Annotated in this window: 18 protein-coding genes and 1 pseudogene; 5 read left to right on the forward strand and 14 right to left on the reverse strand. The window is 68.5% G+C overall.

What is annotated here, in order from left to right:
- Window positions 1-46: 46 nt before the first annotated feature.
- The 4 genes and pseudogenes from K3M35_RS11550 to K3M35_RS11565 all read right to left on the reverse strand — a co-directional run bounded on the left by K3M35_RS11550 (window position 47) and on the right by K3M35_RS11565 (window position 3,824).
- Window positions 47-1,483, reverse strand: coding sequence for an acyl-CoA desaturase (locus K3M35_RS11550; protein WP_308257072.1), 1,437 nt, complete (start codon window positions 1,481-1,483; stop codon window positions 47-49).
- A 28-nt stretch (window positions 1,484-1,511) separates the two neighbouring features.
- The gene (locus K3M35_RS11555; RefSeq protein WP_220666435.1) at window positions 1,512-2,609 is read right to left on the reverse strand and encodes a ferredoxin reductase; all 1,098 of its coding nucleotides are present in this window, start codon (window positions 2,607-2,609) and stop codon (window positions 1,512-1,514) included.
- Between the two features lie 68 nt (window positions 2,610-2,677).
- Window positions 2,678-3,010 carry a hypothetical protein gene (locus K3M35_RS11560; RefSeq protein ID WP_006553595.1) on the reverse strand — a complete coding sequence of 111 codons (333 nt, stop codon included), beginning with the start codon at window positions 3,008-3,010 and terminating at the stop codon, window positions 2,678-2,680.
- Window positions 3,010-3,824: pseudogene (locus K3M35_RS11565) on the reverse strand (methyltransferase domain-containing protein). Before K3M35_RS11565 ends, K3M35_RS11560 begins: the two are co-directional and overlap by 1 nt.
- Window positions 3,825-4,003: 179 nt before the next feature.
- Between K3M35_RS11565 and K3M35_RS11570 the strand changes: the two are divergent.
- Entirely contained in the window at window positions 4,004-4,693 is a 690-nt protein-coding gene (locus K3M35_RS11570; protein ID WP_259443927.1) for a metalloregulator ArsR/SmtB family transcription factor, read from the forward strand.
- A 74-nt stretch (window positions 4,694-4,767) separates the two neighbouring features.
- Here the strand turns inward: K3M35_RS11570 and lpdA are convergent, their stop codons facing one another.
- From lpdA to K3M35_RS11585, 3 genes are all read right to left on the reverse strand, one after another.
- Window positions 4,768-6,171 carry a dihydrolipoyl dehydrogenase gene (gene lpdA / locus K3M35_RS11575; RefSeq protein WP_006553599.1) on the reverse strand — a complete coding sequence of 468 codons (1,404 nt, stop codon included), beginning with the start codon at window positions 6,169-6,171 and terminating at the stop codon, window positions 4,768-4,770.
- A 63-nt stretch (window positions 6,172-6,234) separates the two neighbouring features.
- A complete protein-coding gene (locus K3M35_RS11580) occupies window positions 6,235-7,056 on the reverse strand; it encodes an ABC transporter permease (protein WP_006553600.1) in 822 nt (273 codons plus the stop codon).
- Window positions 7,053-8,009 carry an ABC transporter ATP-binding protein gene (locus K3M35_RS11585; protein ID WP_248690854.1) on the reverse strand — a complete coding sequence of 319 codons (957 nt, stop codon included), beginning with the start codon at window positions 8,007-8,009 and terminating at the stop codon, window positions 7,053-7,055. The genes K3M35_RS11580 and K3M35_RS11585 overlap by 4 nt, the downstream gene beginning before the upstream one ends.
- A 103-nt stretch (window positions 8,010-8,112) precedes the next feature.
- Here K3M35_RS11585 and K3M35_RS11590 point away from each other — a divergent pair, with 103 nt between their 5' ends.
- Together K3M35_RS11590 and K3M35_RS11595 are read left to right on the forward strand one after the other, a co-directional pair.
- Window positions 8,113-8,838, forward strand: a complete 726-nt coding sequence (locus K3M35_RS11590; RefSeq protein WP_259443928.1) for a TetR/AcrR family transcriptional regulator — start codon at window positions 8,113-8,115, stop codon at window positions 8,836-8,838.
- Between the two features lie 146 nt (window positions 8,839-8,984).
- Entirely contained in the window at window positions 8,985-9,644 is a 660-nt protein-coding gene (locus K3M35_RS11595; RefSeq protein ID WP_033096360.1) for a hemerythrin domain-containing protein, read from the forward strand.
- A gap of 13 nt (window positions 9,645-9,657) precedes the next feature.
- On the opposite strand, the gene K3M35_RS11600 is transcribed toward K3M35_RS11595, so the two are convergent.
- Genes K3M35_RS11600 through K3M35_RS11615 form a run of 4 tightly spaced genes read right to left on the reverse strand, consistent with a single transcriptional unit; the run spans window position 9,658 to window position 13,260 of the window.
- Window positions 9,658-10,296, reverse strand: a complete 639-nt coding sequence (locus tag K3M35_RS11600) for a response regulator transcription factor (RefSeq protein ID WP_220666436.1) — start codon at window positions 10,294-10,296, stop codon at window positions 9,658-9,660.
- Complete coding sequence (locus K3M35_RS11605; protein ID WP_051121656.1) at window positions 10,293-11,528, reverse strand: sensor histidine kinase; 1,236 nt, start codon at window positions 11,526-11,528, stop codon at window positions 10,293-10,295. Before K3M35_RS11605 ends, K3M35_RS11600 begins: the two co-directional genes overlap by 4 nt.
- Window positions 11,529-11,554: 26 nt before the next feature.
- On the reverse strand, window positions 11,555-12,355 hold the full coding sequence (locus K3M35_RS11610) for an ABC transporter permease (protein ID WP_220666437.1): 801 nt from the start codon (window positions 12,353-12,355) through the stop codon (window positions 11,555-11,557).
- Entirely contained in the window at window positions 12,352-13,260 is a 909-nt protein-coding gene (locus tag K3M35_RS11615) for an ABC transporter ATP-binding protein (protein ID WP_085469682.1), read from the reverse strand. Before K3M35_RS11615 ends, K3M35_RS11610 begins: the two co-directional genes overlap by 4 nt.
- Window positions 13,261-13,441: 181 nt before the next feature.
- On the opposite strand from K3M35_RS11615, the gene K3M35_RS11620 reads away from it, so the two are divergent.
- Complete coding sequence (locus K3M35_RS11620) at window positions 13,442-13,732, forward strand: hypothetical protein (protein WP_059384294.1); 291 nt, start codon at window positions 13,442-13,444, stop codon at window positions 13,730-13,732.
- A gap of 43 nt (window positions 13,733-13,775) precedes the next feature.
- Here K3M35_RS11620 and K3M35_RS11625 read toward each other — a convergent pair whose 3' ends face one another.
- Together K3M35_RS11625 and K3M35_RS11630 are read right to left on the reverse strand one after the other, a co-directional pair.
- On the reverse strand, window positions 13,776-14,621 hold the full coding sequence (locus K3M35_RS11625; RefSeq protein ID WP_220666438.1) for an SDR family oxidoreductase: 846 nt from the start codon (window positions 14,619-14,621) through the stop codon (window positions 13,776-13,778).
- Between the two features lie 30 nt (window positions 14,622-14,651).
- Window positions 14,652-15,986, reverse strand: coding sequence for a wax ester/triacylglycerol synthase domain-containing protein (locus K3M35_RS11630; RefSeq protein ID WP_220666439.1), 1,335 nt, complete (start codon window positions 15,984-15,986; stop codon window positions 14,652-14,654).
- Between K3M35_RS11630 and K3M35_RS11635 the strand changes: the two genes are divergently transcribed.
- Complete coding sequence (locus K3M35_RS11635; RefSeq protein ID WP_121208858.1) at window positions 15,985-18,003, forward strand: prolyl oligopeptidase family protein; 2,019 nt, start codon at window positions 15,985-15,987, stop codon at window positions 18,001-18,003. The two genes, K3M35_RS11630 and K3M35_RS11635, sit on opposite strands and share 2 nt — an antisense overlap.
- A 52-nt stretch (window positions 18,004-18,055) precedes the next feature.
- On the opposite strand, the gene K3M35_RS11640 is transcribed toward K3M35_RS11635, so the two are convergent.
- Window positions 18,056-19,060 (reverse strand): LacI family DNA-binding transcriptional regulator, encoded by a 1,005-nt coding sequence (locus K3M35_RS11640; RefSeq protein WP_121208857.1) that lies wholly within the window; start codon window positions 19,058-19,060, stop codon window positions 18,056-18,058.
- Window positions 19,061-19,145: the final 85 nt, after the last annotated feature.

Here is a 19,145-nt window from a genome sequence, read left to right on the forward strand (position 1 = left end):
GCGAATTCGCGCATCGTCGACGACAACTGCACACCGGACGACGTGATCAGCGGGGTGGCGGATCGACCTTCACGCCGCCGCCCTCGTGTTCTGGTCCGGCGTCGGGATGGTCGGCGGGCAGACGGTCGCGGAACCGCGCGGCCTCGCTGGGAACGGGACCGCCGGTGGGGTCCTGCGAACGACGATACGGTCCGGGCTTCGGACGGGGCTTGCCGCCCGGGAAGGCGAGCCGGGCGATGGTGCGGTGCACCATGAACCACTGCTTGCCCAATCGCCCCGAGTTGTAGGGCAGTTCGTAACGCTCGCAGATGTCCTTGACCTTCGGCGCGACCTCCGCGTAACGGGTGCTCGGCATGTCGGGGAACAGGTGATGCTCCACCTGGTAGCCGAGATTGCCGCTGAGGATGTGGAACAGCGGGGTGCCTTCGATGTTCGCGGCGCCGACGAGCTGCCGCACGTACCACCCTCCACGCGACTCGTTCTCGACCTCCTTCTTCGAGAAGGTATAGGTCTGGTCCGGGAAGTGCCCGCAGAAGATGATCGCGTGCGCCCACACGTTGCGGATGATGTTGGCCGTGATGTCGGCGAGAACCGTCGCGAGGAAGGTCTTCTCGACACCGGGCAGATACCGGTCGGCGAGATGGGCTGCGGTACGAAACTTTCCGGACCGGCCCTTGCCCATCGGTCCCTTGCTCATCGACCGCACTCGCCGGCCCAGACGCGAGGTCTTCGGCTGGGGCAACCGGCCCTGCAGCGCGACCTGCGCGAGACCGAACAGCGCGGCGCTCACCAGCGGCCAGCCGACGTAGTCCTTGACGAACTGCGCGCGGGCCTTGCCGAAGATGCCCTTCAGCTCCTCGATCACCTGACCGGTCGACTTCTCGCCGGCCCACAACGCCTCGAGGTCGAGGTCGTGCAGCGCCACACCCCATTCGAAGAGCACGGTGAGCAGCGCGTTGTAGAGAGGTTGCGCCAGGTAGACGGGGTGCCACTTCTGGTGCGGGTCGATCCGCATGATCTCGTAGCCGAGATCCTTGTCGAGGCCGCGGATGTTCGTGAACGTGTGGTGGATGTAGTTGTGCGAGTGCTTCCACGCCTCCGCGGTGGAGGCGGTGTCCCAGTCCCACACCGACGAGTGGATGTCCGGATCGTTCATCCAGTCCCACTGGCCGTGCATGACGTTGTGGCCGATCTCCATGTTCTCGAGGATCTTCGCCACTCCGAGACAGGCTGTCCCGGCCACCCAGGCGGGCTTGTACGACGACGCGAAGAGCAGTAACCGCCCCGCGACGACCAACTGCCGTTGCGTGGCGATGACGTTCTTGATGTACTGCCGGTCCTTGTCGCCGAGACTCGAGTACACCTCGTCGTGGATGGCGTCGAACTCCTTGGCGATCTGCTCGAGATCGTCGTCGCTCAGATGCGCGAGCGGACTCTGTGGTTCCCGTGTCCCGGTGTCGGTCCTGTCGATGCTTCTCGTCACGACGCCCCCTGCTTCGAAGCCGGTTGCTTCACAGTTCTATTTCGATGTCACCCTCCGCGGTGTGGATACAGGTACGCACCGCAGCCCCGGTGGGCTCGCTCACCTCGTCGGTCCGCAGGTCCCGGAGTTGCCCGGATTTCAGCGTTCCGACGCACGTGTGGCAGATGCCGATACGGCAGCCGTATGGCAACTTCAGGCCGGCGTTCTCGCCTGCGACCAGGATGGGTGTTCCCCCGTCGCACTCCACCTCTTTCTCGCTGTCGAGGAAGTGGATGGTGCCGCCCTCGCCGCTCCCGGCATTCCCACCGATGATCGGCTGGAAACGTTCGAGGTGGAATCTTTCGGGATCACCGTGTTCGTCCCAGTGTTCTTCGAGGGCGTCGAGCAGGTCGCGCGGGCCCGAGCAGAAAGCGTCGCGTTCGCGCCAGTCGGGGCAGAGATCGCCGAGGTCGTCGGGGGTGATGCGGCCGCGGTCGCCGCTGAGCCACAGCTCGAGACGCATTCCGGGATGCCGCTCGTCGAGGCCGCGCAGGGTCGAGCCGAAGATCACCTCGTCCTCGGTGTGGGCGGAATGCACGACGACGACGTCGTCGATGCGGTCGCGGTGGTCGAGGCTGCGCAGCATGCTCATGATCGGGGTGATCCCGCTGCCCGCGCTGATGAACAGCATCTTCGCGGGCAGCGGGTCGGGCAGGGTGAACACGCCCTCGACCTCACCGAGGCGGACGATGTCGCCGGGCTCGAGTTTGCGGACCAGGTACGGCGAGACCACGCCGTTCTCGACGAGTTTGGGCGTGACGCTGATGAGCCCGTCGACCGGATCGGGGTCGGAGGTGAGCGAGTACGCGCGCCAGTGGTAGACCCCGTCGATGACCACCCCGAGCCGCACATACTGGCCCGGCTCGTGACCGCGCCACTCGTAGGCCGGGCGGATGAGCACCGATGCGGCGTCGCCGCCCTCGGGGACGACCCGCTCCACACCGCCGCGCAGTTCGCGGGTCGTCCAGAGCGGGTTGATCATCTCGAGATAGTCGTCGGGCCGCAGAGGTGTGAACAGGTGCCGCACCGTTCGCAGCAACCATCTCCGAACCGGGTGCACGTGTGGGCGAGCGCCGCGTTCCGCCATGGCGCAACACTACGCGGGCGCGCACACCTCACGTGCACATTCGTCGCCGATGTGGGATCGGTGACAGCTCAGCGCAGGATCGTCAGCTGCACCACGGAATCGGCGTTCGCGACGAGGCGGTGCACGATGCCGGCGTCGACGTGGACGGCGGTACCCGGTACGAGCGACACGGTCTCGTCGGCGGTGCTGAACGAGATGTCGCCGGTGACGGCCTGCACGAGGATCGGAGCGCCGGCCTTGTGGTCGTCCATCGTCTGCCCGGCGACGAAGGACAGACGTACCACGGTGGCACCGGTGACCGCCGCGAGCTTCTCGATGCGTGGCCCGCTCCCCTCGCCCGCGTTGAGCTCCGCGAGCCCCTCGATACGGGTGAGCTTGCCCTCGACCTGCTGTGTACTCATCACGCTTCCTTCTTCGTGGCGACGATCTCGATCGCGACCAGATGCTTCTTGTACTTTGTGAACGTCGACCGCATCTGGAGCACCCGGCTGCGGGCGTCGGAGTCGCGAAGGACGTTGCGAACGAACTTCAGGGTGCCGGGCAGGCCCTCGTCGGCGAGGATGCGCTTGGGTTCGAGCAGCGCCATGGGAGCGAAGCCGATCTTCTCGACCTCGAATCCGTTCTCCTCGAACAGGGTCCGCCATTCCGCCGCGGTGAGCGGGCGGGCGTTGACCTTGATCGAGCGCGCGAGCGACGTGCGGATCTCGGTCTTGACCTCGTCATCGACCTCGTCGGGTTCGATCGCGAGTTCGTGGATGGCGTACCGGCCGCCCACACGGAGCACCCGGCGGGCCTCCTGCACGATCTCCGCCTTGTGCCTGTCGGTCTGCATGGTCAGCATCGCCTCGCCGACCACGACGTCGGCGACCTCGTCGTCGAGTCCGGTCTTCGACGCCTCGCCGCTGACCACACTGCCTCCGCCGGCGATGGCCTTGCGCGTCAGTTCGGCTGCCGTCTCGTCGGATTCGACTCCGGTGTAGCTGCCGGGCGAGTAAGCGAGGATCTCCTGCGCCGTCCGGCCGAGGCCGGGCGCGAACTCGACGACGTCCGCGCCACGCAACCTCGCGTCGGCGAGCACGCGTGCCGTCAGTTCCTTACCGCCGGGCCGCAGCACACGCTTGCCCAGGCGGGCGAGCAGCCAGTGTCCCGGCAGGTGGGCGGTGTCCCTCTACCCGCAAGGGGGAGAGCGTCTTCCGATGCGTGCTTGTCCGCCATGTTCTGCACTCCTTCTCGCGAGGGCAAGGGTGGCTACGGTTCCGAGGCTCTCCGGACCGGTCGTAACGTGGACGGTGCGTCGGTCGTCGCCTCCATGGCGCCGACTATAGAGGATTTTCCTCCTTTTAATAAGGTGACCCTCACCTGAGAGTCACCGCGGGCGCGACGGGAGAGCGGACTTGGCACGGCGGGTGAAGCAACGCGAGCGGATTCTCGGCCTGTTGCGGGAGTCCTCGGGCCCGGTCGACGCCCATCATCTCGCCGCCACGCTCGACCTGCACGTCACGACCGTCCGCTTCCATCTCGCGAGCCTCGGGGAGGAAGGTCTCGTCCGCACCCGGCAACTTCCGATCGAGCGGGTCGGGCGCCCGCGCCTCGGCTACGTCGCGGTGAAGGAACCGTCCTACACCGATCTCGTCGCGCTGCTCGCCGCGCGGATCGGGGGCACCCCCACCGAGCGCGAGGACAGGGCGTTCGAGGTGGGCTCGGACTGGGCGGGCATGCTCGCCCTCGCCCTCGCCCTCGCACCCGCGCCGACCGTCGACGCCGGCACGCTCGTCATCGACGCCCTGCAGCAGTTGGGTTTCGAGACGCAGAGCGCGACGAACGCCTTCGGCACCCACAGCCTCACGTTGTGCACGTGCCCGCTCGCGGAGATCGCCCGCACGAATCCCGAAGTGGTGCGCGGCATCCAACGCGGATTGATCCAGCGTGTCCTCGACGACCACGCCGACCTGCTGCGCAGCCGCTACGCCGTCGACGTCCGGCCCGACCCGCAGGACGGTAACTGTCTCGTGCAGCTGGTGCTGCGCCCGGAGAAGGACGGAACGACGTCAGCCCGCGACGACGGTCGAGTCGTCACGGGCTGAGCCGGTACATCCGAGCGGGGATCCGCCCACACGGAAGAAGGGTGAACGCGGGGCCTCGGGTCGGCCCCGCATCCTCAGAAGTTGATCATGTGTCCTGCGAGACCGTGGATGGCCTCCTGCAGCGCCTCGCTCAGAGTCGGGTGCGTGTGGACGTTGCGCGCGAGCTCGTTGACCGTGAGGTCCCACTTCTGGGCCAGGGTCAGCTCGGGCAGCAGCTCCGAGACGTCGGGGCCGATGAGGTGGCCGCCGATGAGCTCACCGTGGGTCTTGTCGGCGATGAGCTTGACGAAGCCGTTGGGATCGCCCAGACCGTGCGCCTTGCCGTTGGCGGTGAACGGGAAGGTCGCGACCTTCACGTCGTAGCCCTCGGCCTTCGCCTGCTCCTCGGTGAGACCGAAGGAGGCGACCTGCGGCTGGCAGAAGGTCGCCCGCGGCATCATGCGGTAGTCGCCGAGCTCGAGGGTCTCGGCACCGCCGATGGTCTCGGCCGCGACCACGGCCTGCGCCTCCGCGACGTGCGCGAGCTGAAGCTTCGCGGTGACGTCGCCGATGGCGTAGATGCCCTTGACGTTGGTGCGCATGCGCTCGTCGATCGCGATGGCACCGCGGTCGGTGAGCTCGACGCCGGTGTTCTCGAGGCCGTAGCCCTCGACGCGCGGCGCGAAGCCGACCGACTGCAGCACCTTGTCGACCGTGACGGTCTCGACGTTGCCGGACTTGTTGTCCTTGATCTCGACGGTCACCTTCGAACCGTCGTCCGAGATCTTCTGCACCGCGGCACCGGTCTTGATGGTGATGCCGAGCTTCTTGTACGCCTTGGCGATCTCCTTGGAGACGTCGGCGTCCTCGTTGGGCAGTGCGCGGTCGAGGAACTCGACGATGGTGACGTCGACCCCGTAGTTCTTCAGGACGTAGCCGAACTCCATGCCGATGGCACCGGCACCGACGATGACGATGGACTCGGGGAGGTCGCGGGTGAGGATCTGCTCCTCGTAGGTGACGACGTTGTCGCTGAGCTCGGTGCCCGGCAGCAGCTTGGTGACGGAGCCGGTGGCGATGATGACGTTGTCGAAGGTCACCTGTTCGGTGCCGCCCTTGGTGAGGGTCACCTCGATGGTCTTGGCGTCGACGAACGAGCCCTTACCGTCGTATTCGGTGATCTTGTTCTTCTTCATGAGGAAGTGCACGCCCTTGGTGCGCCCGTCCGCGACCTTGCGGCTGCGGTCGTAGGCGGCACCGAAGTCGAAGGACACGTCTCCCGAGATGCCGAAGGTCTTGGCCTCTTTGTTGAAGAGATGTGCCAGCTCGGCGTTGCGGAGAAGTGCCTTCGAGGGGATGCAGCCGACGTTCAGGCAGACACCACCCCAGTACTTCTGCTCGATGATGGCGGTGCTCAGTCCCAGCTGTGCCGCGCGGATAGCAGCGACGTACCCACCGGGACCGGCTCCGAGGACAACGACGTCATAGTGTGAGGTCACGGATATACAGGGTAGTCCCGCCCGATTCCGGTGTCTGCCGATGGTCCGGTTACCGGCCGGTAGCTACCGGATCCGGTGATCGGCCGTGTATCGGCGCACGGCGAGCGGGACCGTCACGGCGAGCAGCACGACGCACCAGCCGAACGCCGACCACACCGGATGGTGCAGCGGCCACGCCGCATCCGCGGGTACCGGCGCGGACGCCGAGAGCAGCTCGCGCAGCGCACCTACGACGGCACTGACGGGATTCCACTCGGCGATCTGTCGGACGACCACCGGCATCGTGTCGGTGGGCACGAAGATGTTCGAGAACATGATCGTGCCGAAGATCATGGGTGCGCACTGCTGCAGGACCTGTTCGTCCCGGATCGAGACGCCGAGCCACACACCTACCCACGAGAATGCGAACCGGAACAACAGCAGCACCACCGCGGCGAGGGCGATCTCCCCGGCGCCCGCTTCGATCCGCCAGCCGACGAGATATCCGATGCCGACCATCGGCGCCAGCGTGACCGCACACGTCAGGGTCTCGGCGAAGGCGAGTCCGGCGGGCGCGGCCACCGGGGAGGTGGGCAGGGTCCGGAAGCGATCCGACAGTCCGCTGCGCATGTCGGCGTTCGCGGTGGCGGCGGTGGTCGCGAGGCCCATGGCCGCCACCAGGACGAGCACACCCGGCATCAGGTATGCGCGGTAGGCGGCGCCCTCGCCACCGGACAGGGCGCCGGCGAAGACGAATCCGAAGAGCAGCATCATGCCCAGCGGTGCGGCGAGGGTGACGAACAGCAGGGCCGGCGAGTGCCGGTAGGTCAGCAGGACGCGATGCAGCAACGTCCGGGTGCCGGTGAGGGCAGAACTGCCGTGGCCGGACTCGTGGATGGTGGTCATGCGGACTCCTCGATTCGCTCGCGTCCGGTCAGGGTCAGGAATGCCTCGTCGAGACCGACGCGGCGACGGCCGATGTCGTCGACGGGGACACCCGCGTCGTCGAGGGCGCGCAGCACGGGCAGCAGCGGCACCGAGTGGGCGTCGGTCGTGAAGGACAGCCGGACCGAGCCGTTCTCGACCGGCACCTGGATGCCGTTGTGGCGCAGGCCGAATGCGCCGATGACGGCGACGGCCTCGTCGATGTGGGCGGCACCGGGGAGGACGAGGTCGAGTCCGGAGCCGACCGCCTCCTTGATCTCGGCGGGAGTGCCGGTCGCGATCGTCCGGCCCGCGTCGAGGATGGTGATGTCGTCGGCGAGCCGGTCGGCCTCGTCGAGATACTGCGTGGTGAGCAGGACCGCGGTGCCCTCGGCGACCAGTTCGCCGACCATCCCGTAGATCTCGTTGCGGCTGCTCGGGTCGAGACCGGTGGTCGGTTCGTCGAGGAAGAGCACGTCGGGTCGCACGAGCATCCCGGCGAGCAGATCCAGCCGCCGGCGCATGCCGCCGGAGTAGGTGCTCGCCTGCCGGTTCGCAGCATCGGCGAGGCCGAAGCGGTCGAGCAGTTCGACCGCGCGGGTGTGGGCGGCGCGGCCGGCCAGACCGTGCAGGCGAGCGACGATCATCAGGTTCTCGACACCGGTCAGTCGTAGATCCACCGCGTGGTACTGGCCGACGAAGCCGATGCAGCGCTTCACGCGGGTCGCGTCGTGCACCACATCGAAGCCGCGTACGCGGGCACGTCCGGCCGTGGGCCGCAGCAGGGTGGCGAGCATCCGGACGATGGTGGTCTTCCCCGATCCGTTCGGACCGAGGAGCGCATGGACGCGCCCCGGCGGGACGCGCAGGTGGACGTCGTCGACGACGATGCGATCGCCGAACGCCCGGGTGAGGCCTTCCGCCTCGAGTGCCATCTCGATCACGATCCACCTCTCGATTGGGAACACCGTTCGCAGTTCGAGGGTACGCATCTGCGAACATCGTTCGCAACCCGTTCGAGGAGGCATGCTGTCCTGCATGACGGTCTCCGACTCGATCTGGCTGCGGTCCGACACCGGGCGCCCCGGCCCGCGACCGGCCTACACGCTCGACCAGCTCGCAGACGCGTGCGTGCGGATCGCCGACGAGGCCGGCATCCGCGCCCTGTCCATGCGCAGGCTCGCCGACGCCCTCGGCACCGCCCCCGCGTCGCTCTACCGCTACGTCTCCGGCAAGACCGATCTCGTGGACCTCATGGTCGACCGGGCCGGAGCCGAATACCGCTTCGCTCCGCTGACCGGTGACGTGCGCGCCGACGTACTCGACGTCGCCGAACAGTCCCGCGCAATCCACCGCCGGCATCCCTGGCTGAGCCAGGTCACGGCATCGACGCTCGGCCCGAACTCGATGCGGTATCTCGACCACCTCGTCGGCGCCCTCGCCCCCGCCGGACTCGACCCGACCGCGACGATGACCGGAGTCGCCCTCCTGTCGGGGTGGGTCACCAACTTCGCCGCGCAGGAGGCCGCCGGGATGTCTGCAGGGGCGGCCGGCGGCGGAGCCGCGCACATCGCCGCGATGCTCGAGCACGGCGACTACCCGCATCTCACCGCCCTGATGACCGGCGCGTCCGCCGGAGGATCCGCAGGTGATGTCGCAGATGCGGACAGCCGCAGCGGTGCGGACGACGGATCCGATGCGAACGACCGTGCGTTCCGCGCCGGCATCGACGCGCTACTGTTCGGCATCGCGCCGACCCGCTGACATCGCCTGCCGGCTCCCTGCAAGCGCCGGAGTGATGATCACGGACCGAGCGCGGAGACATTCTTGGCGACCACTTGGTGCGCGACGATCTCCGGCGCCCGCTCGGCACCAAGCCGGTTCCAAGTCCGGCCGCGCACGCTACCGACATGACTTCCGCATCCCTCACCCCGCGCCTCACCACCGACGACGACCTGCTCGGAATGCGGCTCGCGCACCGCGTGATCCTCCGCGACGTCACCCGGCTCCGCGAACTGGCGGACCGAATCCTCGCAGATCCGTCGAGCTTCGACAGGGCCCGCTACGCGGCGACCGCCGACTATGTCGGACTGTTCGTCGCGAGTCTCTACCACCATCACAACGTGGAGGACCTCGCACTCTGGCCGCTGATCACCGCGTCGGCCGGACCCCACGTCGACTTCACCGAACTCACCGACGACCACGACGAACTCGACCCGCTCCTCGACGAACTCGGCGAATTCACCCGCGGGCTCCCCGACCCCGCGGCAGTGGCCGGCTTCGCACGCACCCTCCGCACGCTGAGTGAGCACCTCCACGAGCACATCGCGGACGAGGAGCGAACGGTCTTCCCGCTCATCACCGGGCACGTCTCCGCCGACGCGTGGCAGCGGTTCGAGAAGGACGCCCAGCGCGGTGGCCGGGCCGACTTCGACCTCACCCGCTTCTTCGCCGTGATGACCGAGGACGAGACCGAGCGGGTCCGCCGCGAACTGCCCCTTCCGGTGCGACTGATGGTCGCGGTCTTCTCCCGTCGGCAACGACGCCGCGAGCGTGCGGTGTTCGGCTGACCCTGCTGTTCGGCTAACCCAGGATCCCGCGGTCGTAGGCGACTGCGACCGCGGCCGCCCTGTCCTTCACCTCGAGCTTCGCGAAGACATGGGTCAGGTGGGTCTTCACGGTCGCCTCGCTGATGAACAGCTCCTGGGCGATGGCCCGGTTCGAGGTGCCCTTCGCGACGAGCGCCAGCACCTCACGCTCCCGGGCGCTGAGCGCCTGCGGGGCGGTGGGTGTCCGCATGTGGTCCATCAACCGCGACGCGACCACCGGCGACAAGACGGTCCGTCCCTCCGCCGCGGCCCGCACCCCGGCGAACAGGTCGTCCCGCAGAGCGTCCTTGAGCAGGTAGCCGGTCGCGCCGGCCTCGATCGCAGGCACGGTGTCGGCGTCCGTGTCGTAGGTCGTCAGCACCAGGACGCGACTGCGCGCACCTCGCGCGACGAGTTCGGTGATCGCCTGCACTCCCCCGCCTCCCGGCATCCGCAGGTCCATGAGCACCACGTCGGGGTCGAGTTCGAGCGTGAGGGTCACGGCCTCCGGACCGGAGGCAGCCTCTCCGACCACGTCGAATTCCGGGGATGCGGCGAACATTCCGCGCAGGCCGTCCCGCACGACGGGGTGGTCGTCGACGATCAGCACGGTGATCTCGTCCGCGTCGGTCACGACGTCCTCCCGGCCCTGATCAGCGGCACCCGCACCGAGACCGCGGTCCCCACACCCGGTTCGGACTCGACGTCCACGACGCCGGCGATCCGGTCGGCACGGGACTGCATGCCCCGCAACCCGAATCCGTCGCCCGGTGTCGCGCACGGATCGAAACCGCATCCGTCGTCCCGGATGTCCACACTCACTTCGTCGTCCATATAGGACACCGTGACACCGGCACGGTGTGCGGAGGAATGCTTGGCGACGTTCGCGAGGGCCTCCTGGGTGATGCGGAACAACGTCACGCCGATGTCGTCGTGCAACGGTTCGGTGGTGCCCGTGACCGTGAGATCGACCCGGATCCCGTGTTCGGCCGACCATCTCTCCACCTCGTGGGCCAGCGCGTCGTCGAGCGTGCGGTGCTCGAGTGCCTCGGGAGCGAGATTGCGCACCGAGCGGCGGGCATCGCCGAGGCTGCGTCGCGCAAGGTCCGTGGCCCTCTCGACGTGGCGCCGCGCCGCCTCCGGATCGGCGGTGTCCTGTGCCGCCTGCAACTGCGTGACGATCCCGGCCAGGCCCTGGGCGAGGGTGTCGTGGATCTCCGCGGCGAGCCGGCGGCGCTCGTCGTCGATCCCCGCTTCCCGGGCATGCACCAGCAGCTGCGCGTGCAGGGCCTGGTTCTCGGACAGCGCGTTCTCGAGTCGGACGTTGGTGCGTTCGAGTTCGGTGATCGCAGCGAGCCGTTCGAGACTTCGCTGCTCGTCGCGTTCGGCGAGCCTCATCATCAGCATGGAAATCGAGGCGTTGAGCACGACGAGGAGCCCGAATGCGATCCACATCGTCGTGTCGTCCGGCGGCAGACCACCCGCCTGCGAACCCGCCACCGTCACGGCGGTGACGATCAGCCCGAACCGGATCCAGCGGTCCGGCAGCATCGCGTGGGCATCGAAGTAGCCGGAGGCCGCATAGATCGCGAAGAACGGGTTGAGCCAGCTCAGGACGAACGCCAGGGCGGACCGGAGCAGGTAGTAGACCGCGTCGCCCTCCGGCATCGACCGGCGGCGGCGACCGCGCCACAGTTCCAGACCCACCGCCACCGCGGTGAGCACCGCTGCCGTGTACCGCTCGGCGGGACTCATCAACAACGTCGCGGTGCCGACGGACAGGACGGTGCCGGTCGCGAGCATCCCCACCGGCGCCCATCTGTAGGTCCGAAGCCACGGATCGTCGGTGGTCGTCGGTGCCGTCATGGCTTCCAGGATGACGGTCGACGCCGTCACTGCCAACGGAACCACCGGATCGCCACGCCGGTCAGGACGACGGTCCAACCCACCACGACCGCGATGCCACCGAGATTCGGCAGGCCGCCCGCGGCGGTCTCGTCGAGCAGTTGCGCTGCGGCACCGAAGGGTGTCAGCTCCACGATCCGTCGCAGCAGCTCGGGCATCGCCTGCACCGGAAGCCATACGCCCGCACTGAACATCAACGGGAAGAACACGATCGTGCCCAGCGTCTGAGCGATCCGCACGGACGGTGCCACCGCAGCCAGTGTCCCTCCCGCGCTCAGTGCCGCAGCGAGAGTGACGAGTACCGCGAGTGCGTATCCCCACGGCTGGGCGGGGAAGGCGACTCCGAAGGCCGCCCGACCGACGATCAGTGCGAGGAAGACCGACGCCAGGACCGCGATCGCGTGCACCACGATCTGTGCGGTCAGCAGGTGCGACGGACTCGCCGGGGTCACGGCGAGCCTGCGGAGGATTCCCCGTTCTCGGTACGACGACAACACCGCGGGCATCGTCTGGACACCGGCCACGATCATCGCGAGGAGGATCGCCACGGGGACGTACAGATCGATCACCCGCAGACCACCGAGGTCCGGATCCGGTTCCCGGAAACCGGGAATCATGCCGAGGATCACGAGCAACAACGTGGGGAAGACGAGGATCCAGAAGAGCGCCCCGGGTTCCCGCGTGAACAGTCGTGCCTCGGTACGCAGAACGGCGGTCGATGCGGACATCGCCGGGGTGCCCGTCGTCGACGTCTCGACGAGCCTGGTGCGGACGGTCGGGTCGGTCATGACGTGCTCCTGGTGTCGGTGAGATCGAGGTAGGCGTCGTCGAGGGTCGCTTCGGCGATGCGGAGGCGTTCGGCCGTGACGCCGAGGCGTGCCAACAGGCCGAGTACCGCGTGGATCGACTCCTCGCTGCCTTCGACGGCCACCCGTTCCCGGGCGGTGTGCACGGAGACGACGCCGGGCTGGGCTTCGAGGAGCGCGGGGTCGAGCGGACCGGACGGGTGGAACGAGACCACGATCGCTGCGGACGACTGCCCGATCAGCTGGGCCGGCGTCCCCAGCGCACGGATGCGCCCGGAATCGAAGACCGCGACACGGTCGCAGAGGCGTTGTGCCTCTTCCATGAAGTGGGTGACGAGCAGGACGGTGACGCCGGAATCACGCACCTCCTCGATCAGTTCCCAGGTGTCACGGCGCCCACGCGGGTCGAGTCCGGTGGTGAGTTCGTCGAGGACGACGACGCGCGGTGAACCGATGAGTGCCAGTGCGATGAACAACCGCTGTTTCTGGCCCCCGGACAGTTTCGTGAACCGGGTGTCGAGCATGCGGCCGAGCCCGAGGCGTTCGGCGAGCACATCGCCGTCCGCGGGTCGGGCGTAGAAGGCCGTGTACAACCGGAGGGCCTCGCGCACGGTCAGTTTCGGCTGCAGCTCGCTCTGCTGCAACTGCGTGCCGAGCAGTTCGGTGACGGCCCGGTGGTCGCGGACCGGGTCGAGGCCGGCGACGCGGACGGTGCCCTCGTCGGGTTTTCGCAGACCCGAGATGTGTTCGACGGAGGTCGTCTTCCCGGCCCCGTTCGGACCGAGGATCCCGAAGATCTCACCTTCGTGGATCTCGAAGCTCACGCCGTCCACGACGGCGCGACCTCCGTACGACTTGTGCAGATTGCTCACTTCGACGATCGGCATGCATCGAGCGTCGCGCGGAGTTCCGGTCCCGCACATCGTCCGTCCGTCTCGATCGGATGTCCCCCGATCGGATGATGGCGAGGGTCATCCGGGTCGGGCATGATGTCGCCGTGCGTGTTCCCCGTCGAGATCAACCCGCGCGGCGCGAGGCCGCTCGGGTGTTCGACACGGGAGAACCCACATGGAATACAACGCGATGATCGAAATCGACGCCGACCTCGATCGCCTGACCGACGACGAGACCGTCGAGCTCATCGAACCGATCGTCCCGCACCACGGGGCGGTGGGACGCAGCGACAACGGCCGCGCCCAGCTCGTCATCACCGTCGACGCCGTCGATGCGATCCACGCGCTGCGGTTCGTGCGCGACCTGATGCAGACCTCGTACCCGTCGTACCGCGTGAACGCGGTGGACGTGTTGCCCACCAGTGCGTTCGACGCGATCTACGGCTTCGGCGACTACTTCGCCTGATGTGACGGGCCGGTGAGGGTCCGCCCCGGCGCGGACCCTCACGTCACTTCCGGCGCCCGAACCTCCGCATGCCGAGCAGGTAGCCCGGGATCGACCGGAACGGGACCCGCACCGGCCAGTCGTCGGGGCGGAAGTACGCCTCGGTGCCGCCGTCGACCACCACGACGCTGCCCGTCATGAAGTCCGCGGCCGAGGACAGCATGAACTCGACCCACTGCGCGATCTCGTCGGGCTTCCCGAAGCCCCCGAGCGGAACGGGGAAGCTCTCGACCGCCTTCTTGAGCGGGCTCTCGAGCTGCGCGTCGAGCAGCGGGGTGGAGATCGCTCCCGGTGCGAGGACGTTGAGGCGGATGCCGGCACCCGCCCATTCGGGGGTGACCGCGGCGCGGCGCGCCCATCGGGTCACGGCGATCTTCGATGCCGCGTAGGTGAACGGCGGGCCTGCCTGCGGGATGCGCGTGGTGCGCGCGACGCCCTTGTCCATGTCGCCGGCGAGGAATGCCTTCACCGCCGAGTTCGGCACGCCGGGAGTCGTGGTCGTCGAATTGGATCCGAACACCACGACCTTGCTGTTCGCGGAGGCGGCCAGAGCTGCTCGCCATCCGACGAGCAGGTCGATCACGCCGCGCACGTTGACCTGCGCGATGATCTTCTCCTTGCCGGGGGTGGGGCCCAGGCCCGCGGCGAGCACGGCACCGTCGAGACGGCCGCCCGCCAGCTCGAGCGTGGCCCGGACGGCGTGGGAACGACCCTCCGGAGTGGATAGGTCCGCCGTGACCTCGGTGTCCTTCAGGTCGATGCCGATCACCGTGTGCCCGGCGGCCCGCAGCCGCTCCGCGCTCGCCCGGCCCATTCCCGAGGCGGCACCCGTCACCGCATAAGCCGCCATGTGCCCCTCCATCGTCGGATTCGGGGCACGTTACAGCGAGGCGACCGCCTCGTGCAGCAGGGAGACGTACCGAGCGAGACCTGCCGCGTCGAGGACATCCGGGGAGGTCGTCACCGACAGGGTCACGGTGTCGCCGATCCCGTGCACGCCGTGGGTGAGCGCCTGCACGGGCGACAGGCCCGGGAAGCCCGAGGTGAACCGCACCTGCCCGCCACCGAGTTCCAGGTCGGCCGGACCTCGGTAGACGCTCGACACGACGGTGTTGCCCGTGACGGTGGGTGGGACGACGGACAGGTCGAGTCGGTCGGTACCGAACCGCAGCAACGGTGCGGGGACGTGGTCGTCGGTGCGGACCCGGATCGCCATGGCGGGGTGCCGCGCACGGATCCGTTGCAACGCCAGGTCGGCGGCGATCGCCGCGGCACGTTCGTGCGGGTCGCGGAGCGCGCAGTGCAGGTCGACGCCGACGTTGCGGTAGCTGTTGCGGGCCGTGCCCGGCGCCACCGCGACCGGCACCTCGGCGGACAGTTCGTCGACGCCGAGGAACTGCGACAGGGCGGCGCCGATGGCCGTGAGCGCGCCGATGGTGACCGTGCCGACGCTGCGCAGGGCGGCGGAGTCGAACACGAGTGTGCGGACCGTCCGCCGCGGCCCGGGTGCGGTGTTCACAGCGACCAGCGGCCTCCCCGGGGTGGGTGGCGGCACCGAGGGGTCGGCGAGCTGTCGCGCCGCATCCACCGACCGCCGCCCGTCGGCGATCACCCGTGGAATCGAGAACGGCAGCCGCAGGACGGCACGCGTAAGCATCCCGGCGGGCGAGAGGGCGCGCGGCGGTGTCGTGGGTGTCGCGGTGCCCGCCAGCAGATCGCGGGCGAGCGCGGAGGTGCGCACCCCGTCGGCGAAGGCGTGCGACATCTGCAGGACGACCACGAGGGCGGGACCGTTCCCGCGCGGAGCACCCGTGACATGTGGGAAGACGTGCAGTCGCCACGGCGAGACGGTGACGTCGACGCGGGTCGCGACGAGCCCGGACAGCGCGACGAGCATCTGTTCGTAGCTGCCGGATTCGTGGACGACGAACCGGTCTTCTGCTGGGGTGTGCGCTGCCCAGTAGGGATAGTCGAGACCCGCGGGTACCTCGACCATCCGCACCTGCAGCTCCCCCATCACCGCCGCCCGCGACCGCAGTTCGTCGAGCACGTCGGCGACCGGAGTCGCGGGGGCGTCGAAACAGTAGAGGGCGAACAGGTCGCCCGGGATGCGGTCGCCGAGCCATTCCCGGCGCGCGTCCGACGGATGCATCTGCACGAGGTCACAGTCTGCCTGCCGCCGGAGGCACGTGCGGGGCGGGTATGAATGGATCATGAGCGACGACACGACCGATCCGTACCTATGGCTCGAGGACGTCACCGGCGAGGAACAACTCGACTGGGTGCGTGCCCGGAACGACCGAACGGTCGAGGAGTACACCCGCACCGAGAGCTTCACCGACCTCGAATCCCGCATCCGCGAGATCCTCGACACCGACGCCCGCATCCCCTATGCGCGTCGGCGGGGCGAGTACCTCTACAACTACTGGCGGGACGCCGAGCACGTACGCGGCCTGTGGCGTCGCACGACGATGGAGCAGTACCTGCGCGACGAACCCGAATGGGACGTCCTCGTCGACCTCGACGCCGTCGCCGAGGAAGAGGGCGAGAACTGGGTGTGGTCGGGTGCCCAGGTGCTGCGGCCCGATCAGACCCGCGCGCTCATCAGCTTGTCGCGCGGTGGTGCCGACGCGAGTGTGATCCGCGAGTTCGATCTCGTCGAGCGACGATTCGTCTCGGGCCCGGACAGTTTCGAACTACCCGAGGCGAAGACGGACATCGGGTGGATCGACGCCGACACCGTCTATGTGGGAAGCGATTTCGGCGACGGGTCGCTCACCGACTCGGGTTATCCGCGACTCGCGAAGCGTTGGCGGCGCGGCACTCCGATCGATGAGGCCGAGACGGTCTTCGAAGGTGAGCGCACCGATGTTGCTGTCTCCGCCTGGTACGACAACACTCCCGGATACGAGCGCAGCTTCGTCGACCGCGCGATCGACTTCTACCGGGCGCAGCGTTTCGAACTCACCGCGGACGGCGAGCTCGTCGAACTGGATGTTCCCGACGACGCGCGGGTGAGCGTGTACCGCGACCACCTGCTCGTGCGCACCCGCTCCGAATGGCTCGGCCATCCCGCCGGCACGCTGCTCGCCGCGAACTATCCGGCCTTCCTCGCCGGCTCGCGTGAGGTGACGGTGCTGTTCGCCCCGGACGAGCACACCTCGCTCGAGCAGTACGCGTGGACGCAGAATCACCTGCTCGTCGTCACACTGCGCGACGTGCAGACCCGCGTGCGGGTGCTCACACCGGGTGAGGACGGTTGGTCGGACGAGGAACTGCCCGACGTCCCCGATGCCACGTCGACTTCGATCATCGACGTCGATCCGCTCAACAGCGACGACTTCTTCCTCAACTCCAGCGGTTTCACGATCCCTGCGACCCTGCTGTCGGGGACGGTCGGCGGCCCGGTGGAGGCGATCAAGCAGGCCCCGTCGTTCTTCGACGCCGAGGGCATCACCGTCGAGCAGTTCTTCGCGACGTCCGACGACGGCACGCAGGTGCCCTACTTCGTGGTCGGCAGCAACACCGGAACCCCGTCGCCCACACTGTTGTACGGGTACGGCGGGTTCGAGAACTCGATGGTGCCGGCCTACAGCGGCGGCGTCGGGCGGGCGTGGCTCGAGAAGGGCTACACCTACGTCATCGCGAACATCCGCGGTGGCGGCGAGTACGGACCCAGCTGGCACACGCAGGCCCTGAAGGAAAACCGGCACAAGGTCTTCGAGGACTTCGCCGCGGTCGCGAAGGATCTCGTCGCGCGCGGGATCACGACGGCCGAGCAGCTCGGCACCCAGGGCGGCAGCAACGGCGGTCTGCTCATGGGCGTGATGCTCACCCGCTATCCCGAACTGTTCGGGGCGATCGTGTGCCAGGTGCCGCTGCTCGACATGAAGCGCTACCACCTGCTGCTCGCCGGTGCGTCGTGGATGGCCGAGTACGGCGACCCCGACAACCCCGCGGAGTGGGAGTTCCTGTCGAAGTACTCGCCGTACCAGAACACCGACCCGGATGCCGACTACCCGCCGATCCTCGTCACCACGTCGACGCGCGACGACCGGGTGCATCCCGGCCATGCGCGGAAGATGGTGGCGCGGCTCGAAGGGCAGGGTCACGAGGTCCGGTACTACGAGAACATCGAGGGCGGCCACGGCGGCGCTGCCGACAACGCCCAGGCGGCGTTCAAGTCGGCGCTGACGTTCACCTTCCTGGCGGACAAGCTCGCGAACCGGTGAACTTCGGGGAGGCTGTGTGCGTTCTCGTCGAGAAAGACGCACACAACCTCCCTCATCTCGCCGGTCCGGTGGACTCGCGGACGACGAGCTGCGTCGGGAGCACGAGTTCGTCGGCCACCGCGACCCGCTCGTAGGCCTGCCGGGCGAGCGTCTCGATGGCGCGCGCCCCGGCGTCCTCGGTGCGTTCGGCGAGCGTGGTGAGCGACGGCCGGCACAGGTCGGAGCCGAAGATGTTGTCGAATCCGACCACGCTCACGTGCTCCGGGACGGACACCCCGCGTTCCCGCATCCGGCGCAGCACCCCGATGGCGAGCATGTCGTTGTGGCACACCACCGCGGTGGCACCGGCCGCCACGGCGGCGTCGGCCGCGGCGGCACCGCCACCGAGCGTCGGCGAGTAGGGGCCGAAGCGACGCACCGCGATGCCGTGAGCCTGCGCCGCGGCCTGCAGACCGGCCCAGCGCCGCGCTCCCGACCACGACTCGGGCGGACCGCCGAGGAACAGCAACGAGCGGTGCCCGAGCGACGCGAGGTGGTCGACGATCTGCCGCGTGCCCGTCTCGTAATCGGCGACAACGCAGGAGATTCCGCGGATCGCCCGGTTCACCAGGGTCACGGCGTCGAATTCGGCGACGCGCCGCAGCTCGTCGTCCGGCATACGGGCGGCCGCCAGGACGAAACCGTCGACGGCCGGCCCCAGCCGCCGGATGATGTGCGCTTCGGTGGTCGCGCTCTCCTGGGTGTCGGCGAGGACGAGGGTCCGGCCGGAGGCGACGGCGGCGCGTTCGGCCCCCTTGATCACGCCCGAGAAGAAGGGGTTCGTGATGTCGGGGACCAGCAGCGCCAGGGTGTTGGTGCGTCCCGATTCGAGGGCGCGGGCCGCGGGGTTGGGTGCGTAGCCGAGCCGGTCGGCGACCTCGAGGATGTGGTCGCGAGTGGCGGCGTTGACGCGACCGGGCTTGGTGAACGTGCGCGAGACCGTCGACGCCGCGACCCCTGCCTCGCGGGCGACATCGGTGATGGTGGCGCGTTTCCGTGAACGCGGAGAGGCCGACATACGGACAGTATGGCAAAAAATGGCAAACGATTGTCGTGGGCTGCGCCACACACATAACGTCCGTGTATCCGATACTGAAGACCCA

Source organism: Rhodococcus sp. DMU2021, from assembly GCF_019641445.1.
Classification (GTDB): Bacteria; Actinomycetota; Actinomycetes; order Mycobacteriales; family Mycobacteriaceae; genus Rhodococcus; species Rhodococcus pyridinivorans.